We start from the raw sequence: 23,577 nt of genomic DNA, 5'->3' as shown, positions 1-23,577 counted from the left end.
CTTGTCGTGGCGCAAGCCAAGGACAAGGACGAAGGCCCGCCCGGCAGGCCCAAGGAGGCCCCGAAGGGCGCTCCGCCGCCGGCTGCCGCACCGAAGGCGCCCGCGCCCGCTGCTCCGCCGCCCCCGGCTGCGGCACCACCACGTCCCGCCGCGCCTCCGCAGCCGCCGGGGGCGGCGGCGGAGGCGCGGCGGGACGTGGTGGTGCCGCAGCCGGGGGCGGCGGAGCAGCGGGCGCGGGCGCCTTCGGTGCGGCAGCCGGCGGCGGAGCGCCCTTCGGGGCCTCCTTGGGCCTGCCGGGCGGGCCTTCGTCCTTGTCCTTGGCTTGCGCCACGACAAGCGGAGCGGTCTGCGCATGCGATGCGGAGGTCGCGAGCTGCGTCGCCGTCAAGGCAGTTGTGGCGAGCAGCAGGATGCGAAGATTTGTCATGATATCCTTGGTCCCCGAAGATAGGCCTGACAGCAACGGAAGGGCCCTCATTGACATGTCAGTTGGTCGATGAGCGGCTAATCATTAGGCCGGATTGTGGCGGCCTACAAATGGTCGGATGCTTTTTATTTCATTGGCGCAATGGGTTGCACGCATCATTATTCATTGCGCGTTCAGGCGAGGCGTTCATCCGCCCCCCGGATCCGTGGCGGGATTAGGCGTACGGGGGCCGTTCGGTCCGCGCACGGGTAGCTCGTCCGGCATCTTCCCCGGCAACTCCTGCGGTTGTGGTGGCTGGCCTGGTTCACGGAGCGGGGGTGGCACGTCCGGGCGCGGATTGCCCGGCGGACTCTCCCGCGGTGGCTCGGTCGGCTGTCCCGGTGTCGCCGGTGGTACTTCCGGCGGTTCGATCGGCATCGCATCTCCTGAACTATGCAGCTCCGGGTGCGACAACGGCAGTGGCGGCCCAAGGTTCCCTGCACGATCCAAAAATGGAACCCGCAGGGGACAGGCTAAGCCGGCGCGTGACAGACCGCTTCGATATTGTGGCCGTCGGGATCAAGTACGAACGCGCCGTAATAGTTCGGATGATAATGCGCCCGGATGCCCGGCGCGCCGTTGTCGCGCCCGCCGGCGGCGATAGCCGCTTGATAAAATGCATCCACCGTGGCGCGGTCCTTCGCCAAGATCGCGACGTGCAACGGCTTGTCCAAGCCGCCTTCTCCGCCGATCCAGAAATCCGGCTTGCCATCGGCGCCGAACCCCGCGGCAGGCTCCTCGCCGGGGCGATCCTGCTTGACTTCCATGACGAGGGCGTAGCCGAGCGGTGCCAGCGCCTTCAGATAGAAGTCCTTGGAGCGTTCATAGTCCGACACCGGAAATCCGACATGGTCGATCATCCAACTCTCCCGCAGTTTGAGGAACGCTTTCGCAACCGAAATTCAGCCCCGCACCAGCAGCGTGTTGCTGCGGGTCTTGCCGGTCTCAGAATAACCCCGCACACGCATGTCGGCGATACAGTCTTGCTGCCACTCGTCCTTCGATAGATGCTCGATCACGACCGCGCGCGGCCACAATTCCCGCGGCGCCTCGGCGAAGAAGCCGGTCAAGACGCGATCCTCAAACCCCTCGACGTCGATCTTGAGCGCGTCGACATGTGAGACATTTGCCTCTTCAAGGATGCGCTGCAGCCGCAGCGACGGCACCTTGATCGCCCGTCCCGAGCCCTCGCCCGAAACGATGTGGCTGGCGCCGAGATTGTCGCCGTCGGTTTCGATCATCAATTCGCCGTCGGCGGGACCGGCGGCGGCGGCGACCAGTCGCACCTGGGCGTAGCCGGAAGCTGCGTTGTTGAAGGCGAGCCGCGCATGGGTGACCGGATGCGGCTCGATCGCGATCACCTTGCCGGCAGCGCCGACATGATGCGCCAACGCAAGCGCATACGTGCCGACATTGGCGCCGACATCAACGAATAGGCCGCCGGTGGGCACATGCGCGCGCAGAAAATCCAGCTCCTCGATATTGTAGTCGGGATTGAACAGCGCGCCGCGCTCGGTGGCGCTGGCCTGGTGATAGAAGCGGAACGAGGCGCCCTGATATTGCACGTCGAGCGGGCCTGTGCGCAGCAGGTTCACCAGCCGCGACAGCCAGGGGCGAAACGCGCCGCGCTTCAGCCGCGAGCGATGGGCCAGCCGAATGATCGCGGCCTGTGCGGCATTCGGGGCAAAGGCGCCGAACGGCGCGGGCGAAGGATCGTTATCGGGCGTCAAACCAGGGGTCCTCGTTGAAGCGGCGCATGCATAGCCGGTTTTGCCTGCGACTCCAACGAGGCTGTGAGTGTTCGTCCCGCCGGATGTCATGCCCCGCGAAGGCGGGGCATCCAGTACGCCGCGGCCTACCGATTCAATCAATGGCGTCTCTGGAATACTGGATCACCCGCCTTCGCCTTCGTGGGTGATGACGGCTGAATATAATCTGCGCTCTCGTGGCGTGCTGTGCCCAGTGTTAGGCCGCCTTCTTGGTCCGCTTGCGAGAGCGCAGCAAGCGGCCGAGCAAGCGCTGTCTGCCCTTGCGCGGGATCAGGTTGACGTCGCTGACGAGCTTGGCGCCGCCCTTGCGCCGCTCCAGCACGATCTTGCGGCTATGGAACGCTTCCAGCTCGGCGCGATGGGCGACGCTGACGATGGTGGCGTTCGGCAGTTCGCCGATCACCATCTCCATCATCTTGTCCTGGCTCTTTTCGTCGAGCGCCGACGTCGCCTCGTCCAGCACCACGATGTCGGGGTTGTGCAGCAGGAGCCGCGCAAAGGCCAGCCGCTGCTTCTCGCCGCCCGACAAGGTCTGGTCCCACGGTCCTTCCTCCTCGATTTTGTCCTTGAGATGGTCGAGGCCGACCTTGTGCAGGGCCTCGCAAATCTGCTCGGTGAGCCAGTCATCAGCCGCGCCGGGATAGGCGACCGCGCGCCGCAGCGTGCCGGACGGAATGTAGGGTTTTTGCGGCAGCATGAAGAGCCGGCGGTCAGCGTGAAGGTTGACGCTGCCGCCGCCCCAGGGCCACAGCCCGGCCAGCGCCCGGATCAGCGTGCTCTTGCCGGTGCCGGATTCGCCGGCCACCAGCAGTCGCTCGCCGGGTTCAATCACAACCTCGGTCTCGCCCACCACCGCGGTGCCGTCGTCCAGCGTCACCGAGAGATCGTTGAGGCTCAGCATGGCACCGCCTTCGGTCTCGCCACGCTTGATGCGGCCGATGCCGTCGCCCTGCTCGGCGCGCTCGAGCGCGTCCAGCGACATCATCAGCGAGGCGATGCGGCGCGCGCAGGCATTCCAGTCGGCCAGTCGGGGATAATTGTCGACCAGCCAGCCGAACGCGGTCTGCACGATGGTGAAGGCGGACGCCGCCTGCATCACCTGCCCGAGCGTCATGCTGCCGTCGAGAAATTTGGGTGCGCACAACAGGAGCGGAACGACGGGCGCGATCAGACCCGAGCCCTGCGACACCAGCGTGGTGCGCATGTGCTGGCCAGCAAGCCGCGCCCACTGACGAAGCACCTTTGAAAGCGTCTTGTCGATGCCGTCGCGCTCTTCCTGCTCGCCGCCGAGCAGCGCGATGCTTTCGCCGTTCTCGCGCACGCGGGTGAGGATGTAGCGGTACTCGGCCTCGGCCTGGTTCTTGTCCTCGGACACCTGCACGAAGCTGCGCCCGATCGCCGTGATCGAGCCGGAGGCGATCGCGGCGTAGACGATCGCGGCGATCACGAGGAAGCCGGGAATCGTGATGGTGGATCCGCCCGCTGTCAGCGTCAGCGCACCGCCGATAGTCCACAGCACGACAATGAAAGTGGCGGCCGAGAGAAATGCCGATGTGACGCCGGCAACGAAATCCACCGGCGAGTCGGTCGCGATCCTCAAATCCTCGGCGATGCGATACTCCGGATTCTGGTGATCGCCGCCGACGAGGTTGAGTTGATAGTAGCGTCCATTGGCCAGCCAGCGCGAGATCACCGCGCTCGTCAGCCAGGCGCGCCAGCGGCGCTGAATGCCCATGCGCGCAAACACCTGCGCGACGCCGAGCAGCACGCTGCCGATCGCGAGGGGAAAGAACACGGCAGACAGGTAGTACACGGTAGCCGAATCGCGCTTCTCGATGGCGTCGAAGATCGCGCGGTTCCAGACATTGATGCCGTATTGAAAGACGACATGGCCGACGATCAGAAGCACGAGCCCGATCGTAAACAGCCAGGCCAGCCGGTCGCCATTGTTGCCCCAATAGCCGCGTGCGCTGATCCAGAACCGTGTCAGCAGATAATCCTTGCGGGCCTGCTCGGCCTCTTCCGGAGACATCTGCGGATCCGGCTCGACCACTTCCGGCGGCGGCGGTTCGACGGAATCGTCGTTGTTGGCGACTACCTCGACAAATTCCGATCCAGTTTCGAGTTCAGAGGACTTCTTCTTCGCGTCGGATTCCTTGTCGTGCGGTTTGGACTTGATGCTGGATTTGGCCATGAGCGATAACGCAAGGGAAATCAGCCGGTTCCTGAATGGTTGCGCAGAACCGGAATTTTCCGCCCGACATTGCGACGAGCGAAGCGATGACCGCATCCGCCAATTTCAGCGAGCGAAGGCGCATGCAATCCAAGCGAGCGATTCAACTCACTTCGTTGGCGCGCTTCACCTTCCGCGGGCCGATCCGGTGCAGCACGCGGGAGAGCTGCTCGATCGAATAGGGCTTTTGTAGTAATTCGAAGCCGTAGCTGCCATGTTCCGACAGCACGTGGCTGTAGCCGCTGGTCAGCACGACCGGCAGGTCGGGATGGCAGCGGCGGATTTCCTGGGCCAGTTCAATGCCGGACATGCCGGGCATGACGACATCGGTGAACACGGCGTCGAATTGCTCAGCGCCAGCTTCCAGCTCTTCGAGTGCATGCGTGGCGTTGCCGACGAGTTTGGTGGCGTAGCCGAGCTCGGCCAGCGCGTCGGTTGCGAATTGCCCGACCTCGGCATTGTCCTCGACCACAAGCACCGACATCCCGCTGCCGTCAACCGCTTGGGTATCTGCCGCGGGCCGCTGTCGCAATTTCCCGCTGCCGGCGGTGCGCGGCAGATACAGTGTGAAAATGCTGCCTTTGCCGACTTCGCTGGCGACGACCACTTCGCCGCCGGACTGCTTGGCGAAACCGAACACCTGCGACAGGCCGAGCCCGGTGCCATGGCCGGCCTGCTTGGTCGTGAAGAAGGGTTCGAAGATGCGTTCGAGTTGATCCGGTGGAATCCCGCTGCCGGTGTCAGCGACGGAGACGGCAACATAGCCATATGGATTTTGCGATAGCGGCGCGGCGTTGGGCAGGCTGGCGGCCATTCCCACCGCAATCGTCAGCCGTCCACGGCCCTCGATGGCGTCCCGCGCATTCACGGCCATGTTGATGATGGCGGTTTCGAACTGGCCGGCGTCGGCGTTGACGAAGCACGGCTCTTCGGGCCCCAGAATGACAATCTCGATGCGCGAGCCGATCAGGGTTGCGATCATTTCGCTCAGCGTCTGCAGGTTTCGGCCGACGTCGAATATCTCCGGCTTCAGCGTCTGCCGCCGCGCGAAAGCGAGCAATTGCCCCGTGAGCTTGGCGGCGCGGGTCACCGTATCTGAGATCGCCTCGATGTAGCGCAGCCGCCGCGCCTCCGGCAGATCGGGCCGCCGCAACAGGTCCACGGAAGCGCGGATCACCGTGAGCAGATTATTGAAGTCGTGCGCGACGCCGCCGGTCAACCGGCCGAGCGCCTCCAACCGCTGGCCGTGCTTCAGCGCTTCCTCGGCTTGCCGCCGCTTCTCGGCCTCGAAGTGAAGGTGGCGTGTCCGGCGCAGGGCCAGCCCTAGCAGCGCAAACAGCAGCGCGGTGGCCGGCGCGCCGAAGATCAGGTGCTGGCTCATGGTGGACAGCCAGCGCGCGTGTATCGCCGACGTGGCGAGGCCAGCGCTGACATAGATCGGGTATTCGGCGAGACGCTGATATCCAAGGCGCCGTTCGATGCCGTCGACCGGCGAGGTCACGGTGATGAGGCCGGCCTTGGGATCGGCTGCAATCAGTTTGCCGATCGGGCCGCCGCGGTCGAGGCGGATGTCGCGGCCGGTGGCGGGAAAACGCGCCAGCACGGTGCCGTCCGCGCGGCCGACCGCGAAGAAGCTGCCGGACTCGCGGCCAATGCGGGCGTAGTAGCTTTCGAAATATTCCGGTAGCACGGAGGTCTGGATCACGCCCGTGAAGCTGTCATCTTTGCTTGGCCGCCGCCGGCTGACGCCGAAGAATGCGGCTCCCTGATAGGGCGGCCGCGGCGTCAGCGCCTCGCCGATATAGGTTCCGACATCGCCGGCGACATGGGTCCTGAAATAATCGCGGTCGGAAAAATCGATTTCAGGCGCCGGAACGACGAGGCTGTTGACGAGCGCCCGGCCCCTGGCATCGAAGATCCACACCGACTTCACCTGCGGCAGCGAGGCGACGAGCTGCTTCAGCCGCAAATGCAGCGCCTGCTCGCGGGCCACGATATCGGCATCCGAAACGTGGCGGATGATCTCGGCGATCTCGGACAGGCTGCGGTCGATGGTCTCGAATACTTTCAGCGCATGCTCGTGCGCGACATCCAGCGCGCGCTCGATTTCGCGGTCGGCGGTTTCGTGAATCGATACCCAGGAAACGGCGGATGCAAATGCAAAGAGCGCCAACGGAAGCGCCAATGAGGCGACCATCATCCATTGCAGCAGTCTCAGCGAATTACGTTGCGCGGTCTGCACGCTCGCTCCGGCTCACGCGCCGAGCTTAACGCAAGACCCGGTCGTGAACAAAGTGCAGCGAAAATGGAACTCCTGGCAAAGGGCAGTCCATCCGCATCGGTAACAATCGATTCAAATCCGGCGGTTTGCGGTTTCAGTAGTCCCGTAGCCCGGACAAAGCGAGGCGTGACGGGCTACAGGTTGCGACGTCGCGCCTTAGATCTGCCGCTCGACCATCTTCAGTTTGAGCTCGGCAATGGCCTCCGACGGGTTCAGTCCCTTCGGGCAGGCCTTGGCGCAGTTCATGATGGTGTGGCAGCGGTAGAGCCGGAACGGGTCTTCGAGATTGTCGAGCCGTTCGCCGGTGGCTTCATCGCGGGAATCCGTCACCCAGCGCGTCGCCTGCAACAGCGCCGCCGGCCCCAGGAAGCGCTCGCTGTTCCACCAGTAGCTCGGACAGGAAGTCGAACAGCAGGCGCAGAGAATGCACTCATAGAGGCCGTCGAGCTTTTCGCGGTCCTCGTGGCTCTGCTTCCATTCCTTCTGCGGCGTCGGCGTGGTGGTCTTCAGCCACGGCTCGATCGAGGCATATTGCGCGTAGAAATTGGTGAGGTCGGGCACCAGGTCTTTCACCACCGGTTGGTGCGGCAGCGGGTTGACCTTGACCGCGCCGCCCGACGCCACATCGTGCATCGACTTGGTGCAGGCCAGCGTGTTCTGGCCGTCGATGTTCATGGCGCAGGAGCCGCATACGCCTTCGCGGCAGGAGCGGCGGAAGGTCAGCGTCGGGTCGATGTGGTTCTTGATCCAGATCAGGCCGTCCAGCACCATCGGCCCGCAGTCGTTGATGTCGACGTGATAGGTGTCGATGCTCGGGTTCTTGCCGTCGTCCGGGTTCCAGCGATAGACCCGGAACTCGCGCGTCTCCGTCGCGCCCGCCGGCTTCGGCCAGCTCTTGCCGCCGGTGATCTTCGAGTTTTTCGGAAGCGCGAATTCAGCCATTCTTCTAACCTTTCGTCATTCCGGGATGGTCCGAAGGACCAGACCCGGAATCTCGAGATTCTCTAGTGCGCAATTGCGCATTCGATGCTTCGCATCGCCCCGGAATGACCGGGCTGTTCCTCAATACACCCGCGCCTTCGGCGGGATGTACTGAACGTCGTTCGTCATCGTGTAGTCGTGCACCGGGCGGTAATCGATCGTGGTCTTGCCGCGCTCATCGATCCACGCCAACGTGTGCTTCATCCAGTTCTTGTCGTCGCGCTCGGCAAAGTCCTCGCGCGCGTGAGCGCCGCGGCTCTCGGTGCGGTTCGCCGCTGAGTCCATCGTCACCACCGCCTGCACGATCAAATTGTCGAATTCGAGCGTTTCGACCAGGTCGGAATTCCAGACCAGCGAGCGATCGGTGGTCGCGATGTCGCCGATGCCGCCATGCACCTTGTGGATCAGGTTCTGGCCTTCGTGAAGGATTTCGCCGGTGCGGAACACCGCGCAATTGTTCTGCATCACGTGCTGCATGCCTTCGCGCAGTTTTGCCGTCGGCGTGCCGCCGGACGCGTAGCGGAAATGGTCGAGCCGGCCGAGCGCCATCTCGGCGGAATCCTTCGGCAATTCGGCCTGCTTGCCATTGGGCGTCAGCTTGTCCGCAAGCCGCAACGCGGCGGCACGGCCGAACACGACAAGGTCGATCAGCGAGTTGGAGCCGAGCCGGTTGGCGCCGTGCACGGACACGCAGGCCGCTTCGCCGATCGCCATCAGGCCCGGTACCACGGCATTGTCGTCGCCGTTCTTCTTGGTCAGGACCTCGGCGTGATAGTTGGTGGGAATGCCGCCCATGTTGTAGTGCACGGTCGGCACGATCGGAATCGGCTCGCGGGTGACGTCGACATTGGCGAAGATCTTCGCCGATTCGGAAATGCCGGGCAGCCGTTCGTTCAGCACCTTCGGATCAAGATGATCGAGGTGCAGGTAGATGTGATCCTTCTTCTTGCCGACGCCGCGGCCTTCGCGAATCTCGATCGTCATCGAGCGCGAGACCACGTCGCGGGAGGCGAGGTCCTTGGCGGAGGGCGCATAGCGCTCCATGAAGCGCTCGCCCTCGGAATTGACAAGATAGCCGCCCTCGCCGCGCGCGCCCTCGGTGACGAGACAGCCGGCACCGTAAATCCCGGTCGGGTGGAACTGAACGAACTCCATGTCCTGCAGCGGCAGCCCCGCGCGCAGCACCATGCCGCCACCGTCGCCGGTGCAGGTATGCGCCGAGGTGCAGGAAGCGTAGGCGCGGCCGTAACCACCGGTGGCGAGGATCGTGGTCTGGGCGCGGAAGCGGTGCAACGTACCGTCGTCGAGCTTGAGTGCGATCACGCCGCGGCAGGCGCCCTGGTCGTCCATGATCAGGTCGATGGCGAAGAATTCGATGTAGAATTCGGCCGAGTGGCGCAGCGCCTGGCCGTACATCGTGTGCAGCATGGCGTGACCGGTGCGGTCGGCGGCGGCGCAGGTGCGCTGCGCCTGGCCCTTGCCGTAGTCCATGGTCATGCCGCCGAACGGGCGCTGGTAGATCCTGCCATCCTCGGTGCGCGAGAACGGCACGCCCCAATGTTCGAGCTCGTAGACGGCCTCCGGTGCGTTGCGCACCATGTATTCGATCGCGTCCTGGTCGCCGAGCCAGTCCGACCCCTTGACGGTGTCGTACATGTGCCAGCGCCAGTCGTCCGGATGCATGTTGCCGAGCGAAGCGGAGATGCCGCCTTGCGCCGCAACCGTGTGCGAGCGGGTCGGGAACACTTTTGTAATGCAGGCGGTGCGCAGCCCGGCCTCGGAGCAGCCGACCACGGCGCGCAGGCCGGCGCCGCCGGCGCCGACGACCACAACGTCGTAGGTGTGATCCTCGATCGGATAGGCTTTTCCGTTGGTGGCAGGACTACTTCCGTTTCCGCGACTGCCGTTGGCGGCCTTGCCGTTACCTTCAGCGGCCGAACCTTGAGAAGCCATGGGTTATACTCCCGATGACAATTTGAGGATCGCGTAGATCGACGACAACGCCACCGCGATACAAAAGAAATTATTGGCCATCACGCCGACGAGCTTCAGCGTCTCGTTGTGCACATAGTCTTCGATGATGATCTGCATGCCAATCTTCATGTGCCAGGCGCTGGCGATGATGAACAGAACCAGGATGATCGCGATCGGAATCGAGCCCAGGATCTGGGCGGCGCCAGCATGGTTGCGGCCGATCAGCATCAGCACGATCACGATGACCGGTACGATCAGGAGCGTCATCGCCACTGCCGTGAGACGCTGGCGCCAGAAATCCGTGGTGCCGGAATGCGAGGAACCGAGATTGCGGACGCGGCCGAGCGGCGTGCGCATCGAGGAAGGACGGCTCATCGTCCGCCTCCGACCGTGTAAGCGATGATCCAGACCAGGACCGTCAGCGAAATGCCCGCGATCAGCGCGCCCCAGGTGAGCGCCTCGCGCTCATTGGCCTTGAAACCGTAGCCGAGGTCCCAGAAGAAGTAGCGGATACCGCTGACCAGATGGTGCAGCAGCGCCCAAGTGTAGCCGAACACGATCAGCTTGCCGATGATGCTGCCGGTGAAGGCCTGGACATTGGCGTAGGCGCCGGGGCCGGAAGCTGCCGCAATCAGCCACCAGGCGAGCAGCAGCGTGCCGAAGTAGAGCGCGATCCCGGTGGCGCGGTGGACGATGGAAAGCGCCATCGTCAGGGTCACGCGATAGGTCTGCAAATGCGGCGATAGCGGTCGTTCGATCCTGGCGGTCATTCGGCAGCTTTATGTTGTGTGGGACCGCGGCCGGCCCATCGGGGAACGCGGTAGATGAATTCTATTTACGGAGTCGAATCAGTCCGCGCAACGATCAAATCGCTTCGAATCGAATCATCGTTCACTACTAGGAAGCTACGAAACGCGATTGTTCAGTGGCTTGGTATACCAGGCAGGTTGGCTCTGGCTGAAGAATTGAATTTTAATTCTATTCATTGGCGGGCGGCCGCGCGGTGAACGGATCGATGCCGCGCCACCGCTCCACGAGATAATCGGTGAAGGCCCGGATCTTCGGAGAAGCCAGCCGCGACGGCTGAAATATCAGGTGCAGCGGCGTTGGCGCCGGCTCATACCCGGTGAGCAGGCGCACCAGCCGGCCGGCGGCCAGATCGGCCTCCGCCTGCCATGAGGGGACGCGCACGATGCCGGCGCCTTCCTTGGCGGCGGCAGCCAAGGCCTCCAGGCTATTCATCCAGAGCCGACCGGATATGCGGATTTTGCGACCCGTTTTGCCATCGTCGGCGAAACGCCACTCGGCGCTGCCCGGCGCGTCCGAAAACACCAGGCAGTCATGATGCGCGAGATCGCCTGGTGTCGCGGGCACGCCGCGCGCCGCGACGTAGGCGGGCGAGGCGCAGACGATCATCCGCAAATCCGCAAGCTTGCGCGCGACCAGTTGCGAATCGCGCAGGCGGCCGACGCGAATGGCGAGATGGATATCTTCCTCGACCATGTCGACGGCGCGATCGACCAGCAGCAGGTCGACCGATAGTGCCGGATGGCGGCGCAGGAATTCCGCGAGCAGGGGCGCGATCACCAGCCGGCCCATCAGGCTTGGCGAGCTGACGCGGATACGTCCCGACGGCTGGTGGCGGTCGCGCGATAGCGCCGCCTCGATCTCCTTGACCTCGCCGAGGATCGCTTTCGCACGCTCGTACAGAACCCGGCCGTCATCGGTGAGCGCGAGCTGGCGCGTGGTGCGCAAGAGGAGGCGAGTCCCGAAATGCTCCTCCAGCGCCGAGATCTGCCGGCTGACCGACGTTAGCGAACTCGGCAGCGACCGCGCCGCTGCCGACAGGCTGCCGGTGTCCACTGCCCGGACAAAGGTCGCCATGGCTGACAATCGGTCCATCGATCCTTCCGCAGTTCGCAAGGGTGTCTGCAAAAGATAATGGATATTCCCGAATTTCAGAAGCCGATAAGTCTCGCGCATGGCCGGCGTGACGGTCGCCCCGCGGACGTGCAGCCAGGGCGGTCGCCGGCTGTGAAGGTGGGATGCGCAAGATATGATCGCCGGCCTCGATACAAAGGAGCTCATCGAACTCGCCCTGCTGCTGATCGTAGTGGGGGCGCTGGCGGGCTTTCTCGCCGGATTGTTCGGCATCGGCGGCGGCGCCATCCTGGTGCCGGTGTTCTATGAATGCTTCCGGCTCGCCGGCGTACCGCTGGAGGTGCGGATGCCGCTCTGCATCGGCACTTCGCTGGCGATCATCATTCCGACGTCGCTCGCCTCGTTTCGCGCCCATTACAACAGGGGCGCCGTCGACATGGGCATTCTCAGGCGCTGGTGGCTGCCGGTCGTGCTCGGCGTGATCGCCGGCAGCGTCACCGCGCGCTTCGCCCCGGAGCGCCTGTTCAAGATCGTGTTCGTGATGGTCGCATGGTCGGCCGCCGCCCGGCTGCTGTTCGCGCGCGACAGCTGGAAGTTCGGTGACGAAGTGCCGAAGGGCTTTCTGATGCGCGTCTACGGCTTCTTTATCGGGCTATTGTCGACGCTGATGGGCGTCGGCGGCGGCCTGTTCGCGAATTTGCTGATGACGTTCTACGGCCGGCCGATCCACCAGGCGGTTGCGACCTCATCGGCGCTGGCGGTATTGATCTCGATCCCCGGCGCGTTTGGCTATGTCTATGCCGGCTGGCCGGCGGCGGCGCGCTTTCCCGACGTCGCCGCGCTGCAGGTGCCATTCTCGATCGGTTACGTGTCGCTGATCGGTGCGCTATTGGTGATGCCGACCACCCTTGTTACGGCGCCGCTCGGGGTGAAGCTGGCGCATGCGCTGTCGAAACGCGCGCTGGAAATGGCGTTCGGCACGTATCTGTTCATCGTCGGCGGGCGGTTTGTGGTCAGCTTGGTGTAGGCAGGGACGACATCGAACTACTTCGTGTAAATCTTCGCGTACCTATCCCGCAAAATATTCTTCTGCACCTTGCCCATGGCGTTGCGCGGCAGTTCGTCGACCACGAACACGCGCTTGGGCATCTTGAACTTGGCGAGCCTCCCCTCAAGCGCCTTCAGCACGCCCGCCTCCGTGACCTCGGCGCCCTTGTTGCAGACCAGGACCGCGGTGACGCCTTCGCCGAAATCGGCATGCGGCACGCCGATCACGGCGGATTCGATCACGCCCGGCATGGCGTCGATCTCGCTTTCGATTTCCTTCGGGTAGACGTTGAAGCCGCCGGAGATCACGAGATCCTTGCCGCGGCCGAGGATGTGCACATAGCCCTTGTCGTCGATCTTGCCGAGATCGCCGGTGATGAAGAAGCCGTCGTCGCGGAATTCGGATTTTGTCTTCTCCGGCATCCGCCAGTAGCCCTTGAAGACGTTCGGGCCCTTCACCTCGATCATGCCGATTTCGTTGCGCGCAAGCTCGTTGCCGGTCTCGGGATCGGTGACGCGGACGGAGACGCCGGGCAGGGGATGGCCGACCGCGCCGGGCACGCGCTCGCCGTCATAGGGGTTTGACGTATTCATGTTGGTTTCGGTCATGCCGTAGCGTTCCAGCACGGCGTGGCCGGTGCGCGCGGACCATTCGCGGTGGGTGTCAGCAAGCAGCGGCGCGGAGCCCGAGATGAACAGCCGCATGTGGCTGGTCGATTGCTTCGACAGCGCGGGGTTTTGCAAGAGCCGCGTGTAGAAGGTCGGCACGCCCATCAGCACGGTGGCGCGCGCCATCAGCTTGATGATCAGGTCCGGATCGAATTTCGGCAGGAAGATCATCGAGGCGCGGGCGAACAGCGTCACGTTGCTCGCCACGAACAGGCCGTGGGTATGATAGATCGGCAGCGCGTGGATCAGCACGTCCTTGTCGGTGAAGCGCCAGTAATCGACCAGGCTGTAGGAGTTTGACGCGAGATTATTGTGCGTCAGCATCGCGCCTTTGGAGCGCCCGGTGGTGCCTGACGTGTAGAGGATGGCGGCGAGGTCATCATCGGTGCGGGAGACGGTCGCGAATGTCGCGTCGGCCTTCGCAGCGGCATCCGTCAGCGACCCGTTGCCGTCGGCACCAAGGGTTTCGACCCTGGCTTTCACCTTCGCCGCGATCGCGCCGATGCCTTCCGCCTTCGAAGGATCGCAGACGACCAACGAAGGCTCGGCGTCCGAGATGAAGTAGTCGAGCTCGTTGAGCGTATAGGCGGTGTTGAGCGGCAGATAGACCGCACCGGCACGTACGGTCGCGAGATAGAGGATCAGCGCCGGCACCGATTTCTCGGTCTGCGCCGCGACGCGGTGGCCGGGCTTGACGCCGCGCGATATTAGCACGTTTGCCATCTGGCCCGCGCGGGCGATCAGGTCGCCATAGCTGATGCGCGTGCCATCGAGCATTTCGATCGCGAGCCGGTTCGGATCGTCCAGCGTGTCGAACAGGCGGGAAAACAGGTTGGCGTTGGCGGTCGGGTTCATGCAAACTTCCCTAAGAGGGCGCTGGCCGGGAATTTCGCCGGCTGGAATAGCAAGAACGCCCTTCAAAAAGCAACGGAGACGGTTTGCATGACAAATAGCGGGAAACGCGTGGCCTGGGTAACTGGGGGTGGCAGCGGAATCGGCGCATCGGGCGCGGAATTCCTGGCCGCGGACGGCTGGACCGTGGTGGTTTCGGGACGGCGGCAGGACGCCCTCGACAAGGTCGTGGCCGATATCACCAAAAAAGGCGGCAAGGCCGAGGCGATCGCGCTCGACGTCAGCAGCAAGGCCGACGTGCACAAGGCGGCCGACCAGATTCTCGCCAGACACGGCCGGATTGACCTTCTCGTCAACAGTGCCGGCATCAATGTGCCGAAGCGAAGCTGGGCCGACATGGAACTGGAGGGCTGGGACAAGGTCGTCGATGTCAATCTGAACGGCGTGCTCTACTGCATGCGGGCGGTGCTGCCGGCGATGCGCAAGCAGAAGGACGGCTGCATCATCAACGTCGCGTCCTGGGCCGGCCGTCACGTCTCGAAAATGCCGGGCCCGGCCTACACCACGACGAAGCACGCCGTGCTAGCGCTGACCCATTCCTTCAACATGGATGAGTGCGTCAACGGCTTGCGCGCCTGCTGCCTCTCGCCCGGCGAGGTCGCAACGCCGATCCTGAAGTCGCGCCCCGTCGTGCCGTCGGAGGAGGAGCAGGCGAAAATGCTGCAGCCGGAGGATTGCGGCCGCACCATCGCCTTCGTCGCCAGCCTGCCGCCTCGCGTGTGCGTCAACGAGATCCTGATCAGCCCGACGCATAATCGCGGCTTCATCCAGACGCCGGCGAACAGGGATTAATCCCGGCAACGCCTTGCTTCGTCATTGCGAGGAGCGCCAGCGACGAAGCAATCCATCTATCCGGTATGCCGCGCGATGGATTGCTTCGCTGCGCTCGCAATGACGCCGCCGCACGGATCGCGTCCTCAAAAGTTTCAAGCATCACGATAAATTATTCGCCGAAACCGGCCCAAAAACCTCCCGTAGCTCGGGCCGACGACGACGCAATCAACCGGTCCACCGACCAGCGCCGTTGTTTTCGTCACCGGCGGATGACCCGCCGGCCATCGTAATCCTCGGGAGAAGATTCCATGTCCAAACGTATTGCACTGCTGTCCGCCGCAATGTTCAGCGCGCTGGCTTTCACCGCCACCATCACCGCGCCTGCGAGCGCGGAGGAAAAGACCGTGATGGTCGGCGGCGCCGCGATGTTCCCCTCCAAGAACATCATCCAGAACGCCGTCAACTCGAAGGACCACACCACGCTGGTAGCCGCGGTGAAGGCCGCCGGCCTGGTCGAAACGCTGGAGGGCAAGGGCCCGTTCACAGTGTTCGCGCCGACCAACACCGCCTTCAGCAAGCTGCCGGCCGGCACGGTCGAGACGCTGGTGAAGCCTGAGAACAAGGCGACCCTGACCAAGATCCTCACCTACCATGTCGTGCCGGGCAAGCTCGCCGCGTCCGACCTGAAGGACGGCATGAAGCTCAAGACCGCCGAAGGCGAACAGCTCTCGGTCAAGCTCCAGGACGGCAAGGTCTGGATCGTCGACGCCAAGGGCGGAACCTCGATGGTCACGATCTCGAACGTCAACCAGTCGAACGGCGTGATCCATGTGGTCGACACCGTGCTGATGCCGGCGTCCTGAAATTCCGCGCGCCCTTGATCTGGTCCCAACAGGGCGTGTGGATTGGCGAGCCGGGGCAGCCCGGCTCGCTTTTTTGTGAAACCCGATACGCACCAGGCATCGATCTGATAGCGTCTCGGCAGTAACGGAAAGCCGGTTCCAAGCGTATAATCGATAGCGAATTTTCAAGCGGGGAATAGCCATGTCGGCCGTAACAGTCAGCGACGAGCAGGCGGTGTCTACCAAACCAAAAGTCATTCAGCCGGCCTGGGTGCGGGCGCTGCACTGGACCAACGCCGTCGCGATGGTCCTGATGATCATGTCGGGATGGCAGATCTACAATGCCTCCCCGCTGTTCGGCTTCACATTCCCCCGTTCGATCACGCTGGGCGGCTGGCTCGCCGGAGGGCTGCTCTGGCATTTCGCCGCGATGTGGCTGCTGATGGTCAACGGCCTGATCTACCTGGTTCTGGGCTTTGTCACCGGCCGCTTCCGCAGGAAGCTGCTGCCGATCACGCCGGAGGGCGTGATTTCGGATACCAAGGCGGCGCTCACCGGCAAGCTGTCGCACGACGACCTCAGCAAATACAATTACGTGCAGAAGCTGCTCTACGCCGGCATCATCGTCGTTGGCATCCTCATCGTGCTGTCGGGGCTCGCAATCTGGAAGCCGGTGCAACTGCAATACCTGGCGGCGTTGTTCGGCGGCTATGAGGGCGCCCGTTACGTCCATTTCTTCTGCATGGCGGCGATCGTCGCCTTCATGGTGGTTCACGTCGCGCTGGCGCTTCTGGTGCCGAAGAGCCTGCGCGCCATGATCATCGGCCGCTAATCCGGGGAGAATGATCATGGCCCGCATGCGCAAGCTTCTGATTCCCGGGGTCGACAAGACCCTTCTCGTCCGTGACGCGATCAAGACCATGCCGGACCTGACGCGCCGGCGCTTCATCACCGGCGGCGCCAGCCTCGGCGCGCTGACGCTGCTGACCGGCTGCGACGTGACCGACAGCTTCTCCGCCGAGGAGATGTTGAAGCAGGTGTCGAAATTCAATGACGGCGTGCAGGCGCTGATCTTCAATCCCAACGCAATGGCGCCGACCTTCCCGGAAAGCGCCATCACCAAGCCGTTCCCGTTCAACGCCTATTATGATCTCGACGAGGCGCCCGAGGTCGACGGCAAGACCTGGAAACTGGAAGTGCGCGGTCTGGTCGAGAACAAGAAGTCCTGGACCCTGGACGAGCTGTATCAATTGCCGCAGGTCAAGCAGGTCACCCGTCATATCTGCGTCGAAGGCTGGAGCGCGATCGGAAGCTGGACCGGCACGCCGCTGCGCGATTTCCTGAAACTGATCGGCGCCGATACGCGCGCCAAATATGTCTGGTTCCAGTGTGCCGACAAGGACGGCTATAACTCGCCGCTCGACATGCCGACCGCGCTGCATGCGCAGACCCAGATGACGTTCAAGTTCGGCGACGAGATCCTGCCGCGCGCCTATGGATTCCCGATGAAGATCAGAGTGCCGACCAAGCTCGGCTTCAAGAATCCAAAATACGTGATCTCGATGGAAGTCACCAACGACTACAAGGGCGGCTTCTGGGAAGACCAGGGGTATAATTCGTTCAGCGGCAGTTAGCCTGTGTACTCGTAAGAGCGCGTTCGGATCAGGTGCGTCCTGATGTCCCGTGGTTCTGCAAAACCCGGCGCGAAATTGAACATCCCGTAGTCTGGATCGAGGCCAAAAGCCGCATTCTGTCGCCGGCGCCTGTCTCCTCGTTTCTTACCGATGAGACGAAGGCGGCATATCAAGCATGCGATCGCGCCAATCCAGCCAAGGCTCAGTTTGCCAATTATGCACGAAGCAACCGATTGGAAGGCCATCAATGACCAGATCGCAGCCAGACAGGCGCTGGAATCCGGTACCTTCAAGGAGAGGCGCAAAATGGTCCGGGTGGACCGAAACCACCACATAGAACCTTAAATTAGGTTCGGTGGCCCAAAGCGTGGAGTGGCACATCTGCAACGCATTCATCGCGGGGTTCAGTGCGCGCCTCTCGCCTTCGGGTATCGTGAATCTGGACATCAACGATGTTCTTGCTTCTTCCGGGTCGTGAAGTGCTTCGCCCAGCGCTCCCCGCACTGCATTCACCACCGGATCGACCGCCGCACTGCGGTCGTCCAGCTGGTCCAGCTGCAGAACCAGGGTCACACCACACACCTCACCGTCACGGTGGCGCGCCACCAGCGTGCGCGTCGCGCTGTGTCCGCGCCAATGATCGAATAACACGCGTTCGGCGGGTGGCAGAGCGGCATCACGCAAGCGCGCGATGCCACTCGCGTCAGCCTCCGTCGCTGAGCCGACAGTCATCTTACCCAGTGCGGAATAATCGAAGTAGCGCTGCATCAGCGGCGAATGGCGACCAAGGAACTGCAGTTCGACTGCGGTGCGCGAAATATCCTTACCCTCCTGAAGTCGCCGAATCAGATGCCGATTGATCGCGTGTTGAAGCGCTCGCCAACCTTGAGCATCTCGCCAACGCAGCTCTTCATCGATTGCCACCCGCACCAGCTCGTGCGGTTGAAGCCCGTGCGGGCTCGCCCTCACGTAGTTCTGCGCAGCCAGCCACTCGAACAATATCGTAGCGTTTGCCGCATCAACTACGTCCGAGAGCAACGCCACCGACGTCGTCAGCGCTTGCGCACAGGCCTCGAGCGCTGCCCGGTGCAGCGGGGTAGGGGCTTGGGCGACGCAACGGCGGGTCAGTTCGCTCACAAGATCCGGCCCCAATCCCTGCGGGACACGATCCGCGCGCCGCACTTCGGCGGCAAGCATAACAAGGGCCAGTGGATGTCCATGGCAGAGGTCAAGGATCGCCGCATGGGAGCCCTCGGCAACATCGTAGGCCGTCAACAGACGCGCGGATTCGGTGCGGGAAAGTGAATCCAGACTGATGCAATGCATTCCTGTGCACCACAAGGGATGCGCAGTCCAACGGGAGTCCGGCGGTTGACGTCCGGCCAGCACCACCGTCATTTGCAAAGGCAAGCTTGGGAGCAGCGTATCGCGCATCCAGCTGCTGATAGGCTCGAGGTGTTCAAACGAATCAATCACCAGCACGTTGCGGTCGGATGCCAGTCGGCCTGAAGCAAGTGCCTCGAGCCCGCGAGCCGTGCCATCCGGTTCAAACGTGTTTGTAACTGCGGCGATGACTGCGTCGTGTCTCGGCGGGATACCCGCGGCGTCAATCATGATAAATCCGATGCCGCACGCCACCGCCTCGGCGCGCAGGCGCTCCAACAATGTAGTCTTGCCGATACCGCCCGGTCCATGAATGAAGTACAGCGGCGTGCGCGGCTGATCCGGTGAAATTGCGCTTCGAAGATGGCCAAGTTCGGCGTCTCGTCCGACGAAACGTCGTAGGGCTTCGGTACGCAGGCGATCGCCCAGCAGGACGGAGCTTGTCTCCGCCGGACATCGCTGGGCATCGGCATCAGTAGCGCCGACCAGCATGTAGCCACGGCGCGGAAGAGTCCGCAGCGCCGTCCGACCGAATTTCCCGAGCGCGCGGCGGACGTCACCGATTGCCTGAACAAGCGAGTCCTCGGTGACCACGGAGCCGGCCCAGACCTGCTGCAAGAGTTCGTCCTTGCTGACCAGACAGCCGGCACGGAGTGCGAGAAGCTTAAGCACCTGCCAAGCCCGTGGTCGCAGCGGGACAGCCTCTCCGCGGACGTCGGTCAGCAGTTCGCGTGACAAGTCCACGGTGTAGTCACCGATCACGATCGTCTGTGGAGATGGCTTCACCAAAGTCGTCCCCGGGCGGTTTCGGAAAATTTCGTCTGTGTTTCGGGACTTGGCGCTACTTATACCGCATTATGAGCGGGCGGATCAAAAGCATGGAGCCTGACGTCCATGAAACGTTCTCTGGTTCTTGCGGGCTTATTGGCCGCAACACTCCATTCGCAGGCATTTCCGCAAAAAAGCTATGGCCCGGGGGTGACAGATACCGAAATCAGGATCGGGCAGACGGTACCCTATAGGGGCCCGCTCTCGGCGCTGGCCATCTTTGGCCGTGTCGAGGCGGCTTATCTCAGGAAAATCAATGAAGCTGGGGGGATCACTGGCCGCAAGGTCACATTGATTTCGCTCGACGACGCCTTCTCGCCGCCAAAGACCGTCGAGCAAACACGGAAGCTGGTCGAGGACAATGGCGTGCTTGCGATCGTGGGATCGACCGGCACGCCGACAAACCTCGCAATCGCCAAATATCTCAACGCCAACAAGGTCCCACAAATCCTGATCCTGGCCAGCTCGCCAAAACTTCATGATCCCGACAACCTGCCATGGACCACCACATTTTTCATGTCGCAGGCCATCGAGACGAAATTTTATGCCGACTATCTATTGAATTCGAAGCCCAACGCAAAGGTTGCCGTGCTCTATCAGAACGACGATCTGGGCAAAGGCAATCTCAGTGCGTTTCGGACGGCTCTCGGAGCCAAGGCTCCAACCATGATCGTCGGGGAAGCAGCCTATGACGTGGTAGACCCGACAGTCGACTCGCAGGTTGTGGCACTCAAGGCGTCAGGCGCTGACACGCTGTTCCATGCATCGTCGCCAAAATTTGCGGCGCAATCGATCCGAAAAGCCCACGAACTCGGCTGGAAGGTCGAACATATCCTGCTTTCGGGCGTCAGCGACATTCCGACTGTGCTTCGGCCCGCAGGCCTTGAGGCATCTCGGGGCGCAGTGACAGCACGCTGGGTCAAGTCGCTCGACGATCCCACATGGGCCGATGACCCGGACGTGAAGGATTACCTTGCCTTCCTGAAGCAATGGATGCCCGGGGAGACGAATGACGACCCGGGGGCGATCCTCGCCTATTCAACGGCGCAAATGATGGTGGAGGTGCTTAAGAACTGCGGTGACGACCTCTCGCGCGAGAATTTGCTCAAGCAGGCAACCAACGTTCGCGACCTTCAGCTTCCAATGTTCCTGCCCGGCGTGAAGGTGAATATCTCGCCCAACGACCGCATTCCGTGGCGTCAGGCGCGAATGGCGCGTTTTGACGGCACCCAATGGGTGTACTTCGGCGATATCGTCAGCGTTTCTACTTCCAGCGATTGAGGCATAGGATGATTTTTAAGGTTGAGGGAAACGGCCGGAAGGCCGGGGCCGGGCGGCGCATGGCGAAACGGGTGTGCTCACTCGTTGTTGCGGCGCTCTCCATCCCCTACACCTTTCTCTTCGCGAGCGAAGCCAGAGCTCAGTGCACGGCGCGAGACGTCTTGCAGAACCAACTCACGCTCAAGAAAATTCCGTCAGCAAATACGCGACAAACTCCAATTAGATCCGCCGTGAATGTTCCGGTATGGAAGACGATTACAGTTGGGACGTTTGCAAGTGCGTTCGCCCTTACCAACGCGCTGGATGCTGCAGGTTGCAGCATCGGAAGCTTGGCTGGGGAAGTCATCGCCCGACCGGCCTTTTTCATTAGCACTGCGAAACGCAATGTAGATCTGGTTGCAGTGACGGCAGTCGAACTAGGTTTTCAGACCGATACGGCGGCGCTAACGGAGATTTATGGCCGCGCTCAGCAGCTTGGTTTTGAATTGCCGGCAGCAGAGGTCGCTCTGCAACTGAGGCTTCAATATTTTGACCAGCCGATCGGTGAATTTCTTATCACCGGAATGGAGCCAATCAAGACATGGGGTGGGGAGCCTATCATTTTGACAGTAGCCAACGGCGGCGCGGGACTAATCGTCATTGGCCAAGATGGCAGTGCGCACGCACAAATTCCGGTGACATCCCGTTTTCTATTCGTACGGGCCAATGGAAATGTACCTTCCGATCGGGCCGAGGAGGCCAGAGCAATCCTCCCGCCCTGACAATCCAAGCTGGAATGCGGGATCATTCTATTCATGACGCAGAGCGTTTCTCTGGACGCAGAGACCACTCGGTCACTCAGCGCTCACCATATCCCGCCGCTCGAGCTGTGCTATGAGCCGCACGCTTGAAGTTGCTATCGCCGGCGCCGGAATAGGTGGATTGACGGCCGCCCTGGCGTTGCGGGCTCGGGGCTTGAACGTGACCGTCTTTGAACAGGCGCCTTCGTTCCGGGAAATTGGAGCCGGGCTAACGCTAGGCCGCAATGCCGTACGCTTGCTCAAAAGGATCGGACTGGCCGACAGAATCAAGAATATCGGTTCCGTTAATTTAGGTCTCACGCTGTTCACATCTCGTGGAGCACCCATCGCAACATCCCCGCCGTCCGCAAGACCACCGCATTCCGGCGAAGTGGACAGTTACTCCGTCCACAGGGCTGAATTTCTCAACCTCCTGGTAGAGGCGCAACCGCCGGGGACTCTCCATTTGGGTTGTCGATGCGTCAAGGTAGACGAGACGGGCGAGGGGGTGCGACTGAGTCTCGCGAACGGGGCCTCCGCCGAGGCAGACTTGTTCATTGGAGCCGATGGTATCCACTCCCTCAGCCAACGCGAGATCGGCGTCAATGCACAGCCAAGGAGCGGATGCACCATGGCCTACCGCGGAGTAGTCCCGGCCGAACGGCTGCCGTGGGCGAGCGATCTCCATTCATTGAAGATGTGGATCGGGTCAGGTCGAAGTGTCATCTGCTACCCGATCTCGCGGGGTCGCCTCATCAACATCGTAGCGTTTGTGCCTGCAGATCGGGATGCCGTAGAATCCTGGTCGGCGCCCGGTAACCTTGGGAAGCTGGCTGCGGAGTATGCGGGCTGGGACGCTCCCGTCTTGCAGATGATCGGCGCGCTCGACAAAGCATTTCTTTGGGGCATCTATGATCGGGCTCCGTTCCCTTACTGGTCAACCGCTCGAAGGACGCTGCTTGGCGATGCCGCCCATCCGATGCTCCCGCACTTTGGACAAGGCGCTGGACAGGCGATCGAAGATGGCTTTGCCCTTGCCGTCTTGCTGGAGAATATCGGCCCGGCTCAAATTCCAGAACGGCTGAAGGCCTATGAACGGCTGCGACTCGCCCACACGAGCCGGGTGCAGGCCGCCTCACGCGAAGCGGGCAGGTTCTTTCACTCCAAAGATGGAAATACCTCACAGAGAGAGCAGCAACTGGCAAGCTGGAGGTCGGCGGGACGGTGGATCTTCGAGTATGATGTCGAAAAAGCCGCTACGGAGCTGCTATCTGAAGTGGCGTAAGCTGGGAGCGTCCGGATCGGATCCAAGGCTCTCCTTCTATGATTTCCACACCACCTTTTTCTGAAACGCCGACCGTCCCGCACCCAGCGCGCCAGCATCGCGGCCGAGACGTTCAGCGCGAACGACAGGCTGCCCACCGCGTCCGTAATCGCGCCGACCACGATCGGGCCCAGCGTCTGCCCGATGCCGAATGAGATCGTCAGCGCCGCTATCGCCGTCGGAAGCTGGACCGGCACGCCGCTGCGCGATTTCCTGAAACTGATCGGCGCCGATACGCGCGCCAAATATGTCTGGTTCCAGTGTGCTGACAAGGACGGCTACAACTCGCCGCTCGACATGCCGACCGCGCTGCATGCGCAGACCCAGATGACGTTCAAGTTCGGCGACGAGATCCTGCCGCGCGCCTGTGGATTCCCGATGAAGATCAGAGTGCCGACCAAGCTCGGCTTCAAGAATCCAAAATACGTGATCTCGATGGAAGTCACCAACGACTACAAGGGCGGCTTCTGGGAAGACCAGGGGTATAATTCGTTCAGCGGCAGTTAGTCGCCCCGGCGT

20 protein-coding genes and 3 pseudogenes are annotated in these 23,577 nt (G+C 62.5%); 9 read left to right on the top strand and 14 right to left on the bottom strand.

The features are described from left to right. The 11 genes and pseudogenes from HCN50_RS33975 to HCN50_RS30745 all read right to left on the bottom strand — a co-directional run. Positions 1–427, bottom strand: a pseudogene (locus HCN50_RS33975) (OmpA family protein); the annotation flags it as partial. 186 nt (positions 428–613) lie between these two features. After that, positions 614–844, bottom strand: coding sequence for a hypothetical protein (locus tag HCN50_RS33970; protein WP_235977326.1), 231 nt, complete (start codon positions 842–844; stop codon positions 614–616). A gap of 95 nt (positions 845–939) precedes the next feature. Continuing rightward, a complete protein-coding gene (locus HCN50_RS30785; RefSeq protein ID WP_171713631.1) occupies positions 940–1,326 on the bottom strand; it encodes a VOC family protein in 387 nt (128 codons plus the stop codon). A gap of 42 nt (positions 1,327–1,368) precedes the next feature. Continuing rightward, positions 1,369–2,196, bottom strand: a complete 828-nt coding sequence (locus tag HCN50_RS30780; RefSeq protein ID WP_171713630.1) for an FkbM family methyltransferase — start codon at positions 2,194–2,196, stop codon at positions 1,369–1,371. A 235-nt stretch (positions 2,197–2,431) separates the two neighbouring features. Next, positions 2,432–4,429 (bottom strand): ABC transporter ATP-binding protein/permease, encoded by a 1,998-nt coding sequence (locus HCN50_RS30775; protein ID WP_171713629.1) that lies wholly within the window; start codon positions 4,427–4,429, stop codon positions 2,432–2,434. Between the two features lie 142 nt (positions 4,430–4,571). After that, on the bottom strand, positions 4,572–6,710 hold the full coding sequence (locus HCN50_RS30770) for a hybrid sensor histidine kinase/response regulator family protein (RefSeq protein ID WP_171713628.1): 2,139 nt from the start codon (positions 6,708–6,710) through the stop codon (positions 4,572–4,574). A gap of 195 nt (positions 6,711–6,905) precedes the next feature. Continuing rightward, positions 6,906–7,691, bottom strand: coding sequence for a succinate dehydrogenase iron-sulfur subunit (locus HCN50_RS30765; RefSeq protein WP_171713627.1), 786 nt, complete (start codon positions 7,689–7,691; stop codon positions 6,906–6,908). A gap of 120 nt (positions 7,692–7,811) precedes the next feature. Further along, positions 7,812–9,683, bottom strand: a complete 1,872-nt coding sequence (gene sdhA, locus HCN50_RS30760; protein ID WP_171713626.1) for a succinate dehydrogenase flavoprotein subunit — start codon at positions 9,681–9,683, stop codon at positions 7,812–7,814. 3 nt (positions 9,684–9,686) lie between these two features. Further along, on the bottom strand, positions 9,687–10,061 hold the full coding sequence (gene sdhD, locus HCN50_RS30755) for a succinate dehydrogenase, hydrophobic membrane anchor protein (RefSeq protein ID WP_171713639.1): 375 nt from the start codon (positions 10,059–10,061) through the stop codon (positions 9,687–9,689). A gap of 14 nt (positions 10,062–10,075) precedes the next feature. Further along, positions 10,076–10,474 carry a succinate dehydrogenase, cytochrome b556 subunit gene (sdhC, locus tag HCN50_RS30750; protein WP_171713625.1) on the bottom strand — a complete coding sequence of 133 codons (399 nt, stop codon included), beginning with the start codon at positions 10,472–10,474 and terminating at the stop codon, positions 10,076–10,078. 208 nt (positions 10,475–10,682) lie between these two features. Then, positions 10,683–11,606 (bottom strand): LysR family transcriptional regulator, encoded by a 924-nt coding sequence (locus HCN50_RS30745; RefSeq protein ID WP_171713624.1) that lies wholly within the window; start codon positions 11,604–11,606, stop codon positions 10,683–10,685. Positions 11,607–11,760: 154 nt separating this feature from the next. Here HCN50_RS30745 and HCN50_RS30740 point away from each other — a divergent pair, with 154 nt between their 5' ends. Next, positions 11,761–12,612: a sulfite exporter TauE/SafE family protein gene (locus tag HCN50_RS30740; protein WP_171713623.1), complete on the top strand. Its 852-nt coding sequence runs from the start codon at positions 11,761–11,763 to the stop codon at positions 12,610–12,612. Positions 12,613–12,629: 17 nt separating this feature from the next. On the opposite strand, the gene HCN50_RS30735 is transcribed toward HCN50_RS30740, so the two are convergent. Then, positions 12,630–14,156: a malonate--CoA ligase gene (locus HCN50_RS30735; protein WP_171713622.1), complete on the bottom strand. Its 1,527-nt coding sequence runs from the start codon at positions 14,154–14,156 to the stop codon at positions 12,630–12,632. Positions 14,157–14,243: 87 nt separating this feature from the next. Between HCN50_RS30735 and HCN50_RS30730 the strand changes: the two genes are divergently transcribed. The 4 genes from HCN50_RS30730 to HCN50_RS30715 all read left to right on the top strand — a co-directional run bounded on the left by HCN50_RS30730 (position 14,244) and on the right by HCN50_RS30715 (position 17,463). After that, a complete protein-coding gene (locus tag HCN50_RS30730; protein WP_171713621.1) occupies positions 14,244–15,005 on the top strand; it encodes an SDR family oxidoreductase in 762 nt (253 codons plus the stop codon). 290 nt (positions 15,006–15,295) lie between these two features. Then, positions 15,296–15,850: a fasciclin domain-containing protein gene (locus HCN50_RS30725; protein ID WP_171713620.1), complete on the top strand. Its 555-nt coding sequence runs from the start codon at positions 15,296–15,298 to the stop codon at positions 15,848–15,850. Between the two features lie 181 nt (positions 15,851–16,031). Beyond that, complete coding sequence (locus HCN50_RS30720) at positions 16,032–16,661, top strand: cytochrome b/b6 domain-containing protein (protein WP_171713619.1); 630 nt, start codon at positions 16,032–16,034, stop codon at positions 16,659–16,661. 16 nt (positions 16,662–16,677) lie between these two features. Continuing rightward, positions 16,678–17,463: a molybdopterin-dependent oxidoreductase gene (locus tag HCN50_RS30715; protein WP_171713618.1), complete on the top strand. Its 786-nt coding sequence runs from the start codon at positions 16,678–16,680 to the stop codon at positions 17,461–17,463. Positions 17,464–17,607: 144 nt separating this feature from the next. Here the strand turns inward: HCN50_RS30715 and HCN50_RS30710 are convergent, their stop codons facing one another. Next, positions 17,608–19,632 carry a winged helix-turn-helix domain-containing protein gene (locus HCN50_RS30710; RefSeq protein ID WP_171713617.1) on the bottom strand — a complete coding sequence of 675 codons (2,025 nt, stop codon included), beginning with the start codon at positions 19,630–19,632 and terminating at the stop codon, positions 17,608–17,610. 108 nt (positions 19,633–19,740) lie between these two features. Between HCN50_RS30710 and HCN50_RS30705 the strand changes: the two genes are divergently transcribed. From HCN50_RS30705 to HCN50_RS30695, 3 genes are all read left to right on the top strand, one after another. Then, complete coding sequence (locus HCN50_RS30705; RefSeq protein ID WP_171713616.1) at positions 19,741–20,955, top strand: ABC transporter substrate-binding protein; 1,215 nt, start codon at positions 19,741–19,743, stop codon at positions 20,953–20,955. A gap of 8 nt (positions 20,956–20,963) precedes the next feature. After that, positions 20,964–21,716, top strand: coding sequence for a hypothetical protein (locus HCN50_RS30700; protein WP_210265162.1), 753 nt, complete (start codon positions 20,964–20,966; stop codon positions 21,714–21,716). A 112-nt stretch (positions 21,717–21,828) separates the two neighbouring features. Then, the gene (locus HCN50_RS30695) at positions 21,829–23,019 is read left to right on the top strand and encodes an FAD-dependent monooxygenase (protein ID WP_171713615.1); all 1,191 of its coding nucleotides are present in this window, start codon (positions 21,829–21,831) and stop codon (positions 23,017–23,019) included. Positions 23,020–23,055: 36 nt separating this feature from the next. On the opposite strand, the pseudogene HCN50_RS30690 reads toward HCN50_RS30695, so the two are convergent. After that, positions 23,056–23,252, bottom strand: a pseudogene (locus tag HCN50_RS30690) (YbfB/YjiJ family MFS transporter); the annotation flags it as partial. Between HCN50_RS30690 and HCN50_RS30685 the strand changes: the two are divergent. Further along, positions 23,233–23,565, top strand: a pseudogene (locus HCN50_RS30685) (molybdopterin-dependent oxidoreductase); the annotation flags it as partial. The pseudogenes HCN50_RS30690 and HCN50_RS30685 overlap by 20 nt on opposite strands. Between the last annotated feature and the right edge of the window lie 12 nt (positions 23,566–23,577).

It is taken from the genome of Bradyrhizobium archetypum (assembly GCF_013114835.1).
Classification (GTDB): Bacteria; Pseudomonadota; Alphaproteobacteria; order Rhizobiales; family Xanthobacteraceae; genus Bradyrhizobium; species Bradyrhizobium archetypum.
This window is presented reverse-complemented; position numbering and strand designations above follow the sequence as displayed.

Bases quoted from the DNA above. Each gene is read 5' to 3' on its own strand.
- HCN50_RS33970 (WP_235977326.1), bottom strand. From the start codon at position 844: ATGCCGATCGAACCGCCGGAAGTACCACCGGCGACACCGGGACAGCCG.
- HCN50_RS30785 (WP_171713631.1), bottom strand. From the start codon at position 1,326: ATGATCGACCATGTCGGATTTCCGGTGTCGGACTATGAACGCTCCAAG.
- HCN50_RS30775 (WP_171713629.1), bottom strand. From the start codon at position 4,429: ATGGCCAAATCCAGCATCAAGTCCAAACCGCACGACAAGGAATCCGAC.
- HCN50_RS30765 (WP_171713627.1), bottom strand. From the start codon at position 7,691: ATGGCTGAATTCGCGCTTCCGAAAAACTCGAAGATCACCGGCGGCAAG.
- sdhA (WP_171713626.1), bottom strand. From the start codon at position 9,683: ATGGCTTCTCAAGGTTCGGCCGCTGAAGGTAACGGCAAGGCCGCCAAC.
- sdhD (WP_171713639.1), bottom strand. From the start codon at position 10,061: ATGCGCACGCCGCTCGGCCGCGTCCGCAATCTCGGTTCCTCGCATTCC.
- sdhC (WP_171713625.1), bottom strand. From the start codon at position 10,474: ATGACCGCCAGGATCGAACGACCGCTATCGCCGCATTTGCAGACCTAT.
- HCN50_RS30745 (WP_171713624.1), bottom strand. From the start codon at position 11,606: ATGGACCGATTGTCAGCCATGGCGACCTTTGTCCGGGCAGTGGACACC.
- HCN50_RS30740 (WP_171713623.1), top strand. From the start codon at position 11,761: ATGATCGCCGGCCTCGATACAAAGGAGCTCATCGAACTCGCCCTGCTG.
- HCN50_RS30735 (WP_171713622.1), bottom strand. From the start codon at position 14,156: ATGAACCCGACCGCCAACGCCAACCTGTTTTCCCGCCTGTTCGACACG.
- HCN50_RS30730 (WP_171713621.1), top strand. From the start codon at position 14,244: ATGACAAATAGCGGGAAACGCGTGGCCTGGGTAACTGGGGGTGGCAGC.
- HCN50_RS30725 (WP_171713620.1), top strand. From the start codon at position 15,296: ATGTCCAAACGTATTGCACTGCTGTCCGCCGCAATGTTCAGCGCGCTG.
- HCN50_RS30720 (WP_171713619.1), top strand. From the start codon at position 16,032: ATGTCGGCCGTAACAGTCAGCGACGAGCAGGCGGTGTCTACCAAACCA.
- HCN50_RS30715 (WP_171713618.1), top strand. From the start codon at position 16,678: ATGGCCCGCATGCGCAAGCTTCTGATTCCCGGGGTCGACAAGACCCTT.
- HCN50_RS30705 (WP_171713616.1), top strand. From the start codon at position 19,741: ATGAAACGTTCTCTGGTTCTTGCGGGCTTATTGGCCGCAACACTCCAT.
- HCN50_RS30700 (WP_210265162.1), top strand. From the start codon at position 20,964: ATGATTTTTAAGGTTGAGGGAAACGGCCGGAAGGCCGGGGCCGGGCGG.
- HCN50_RS30695 (WP_171713615.1), top strand. From the start codon at position 21,829: ATGAGCCGCACGCTTGAAGTTGCTATCGCCGGCGCCGGAATAGGTGGA.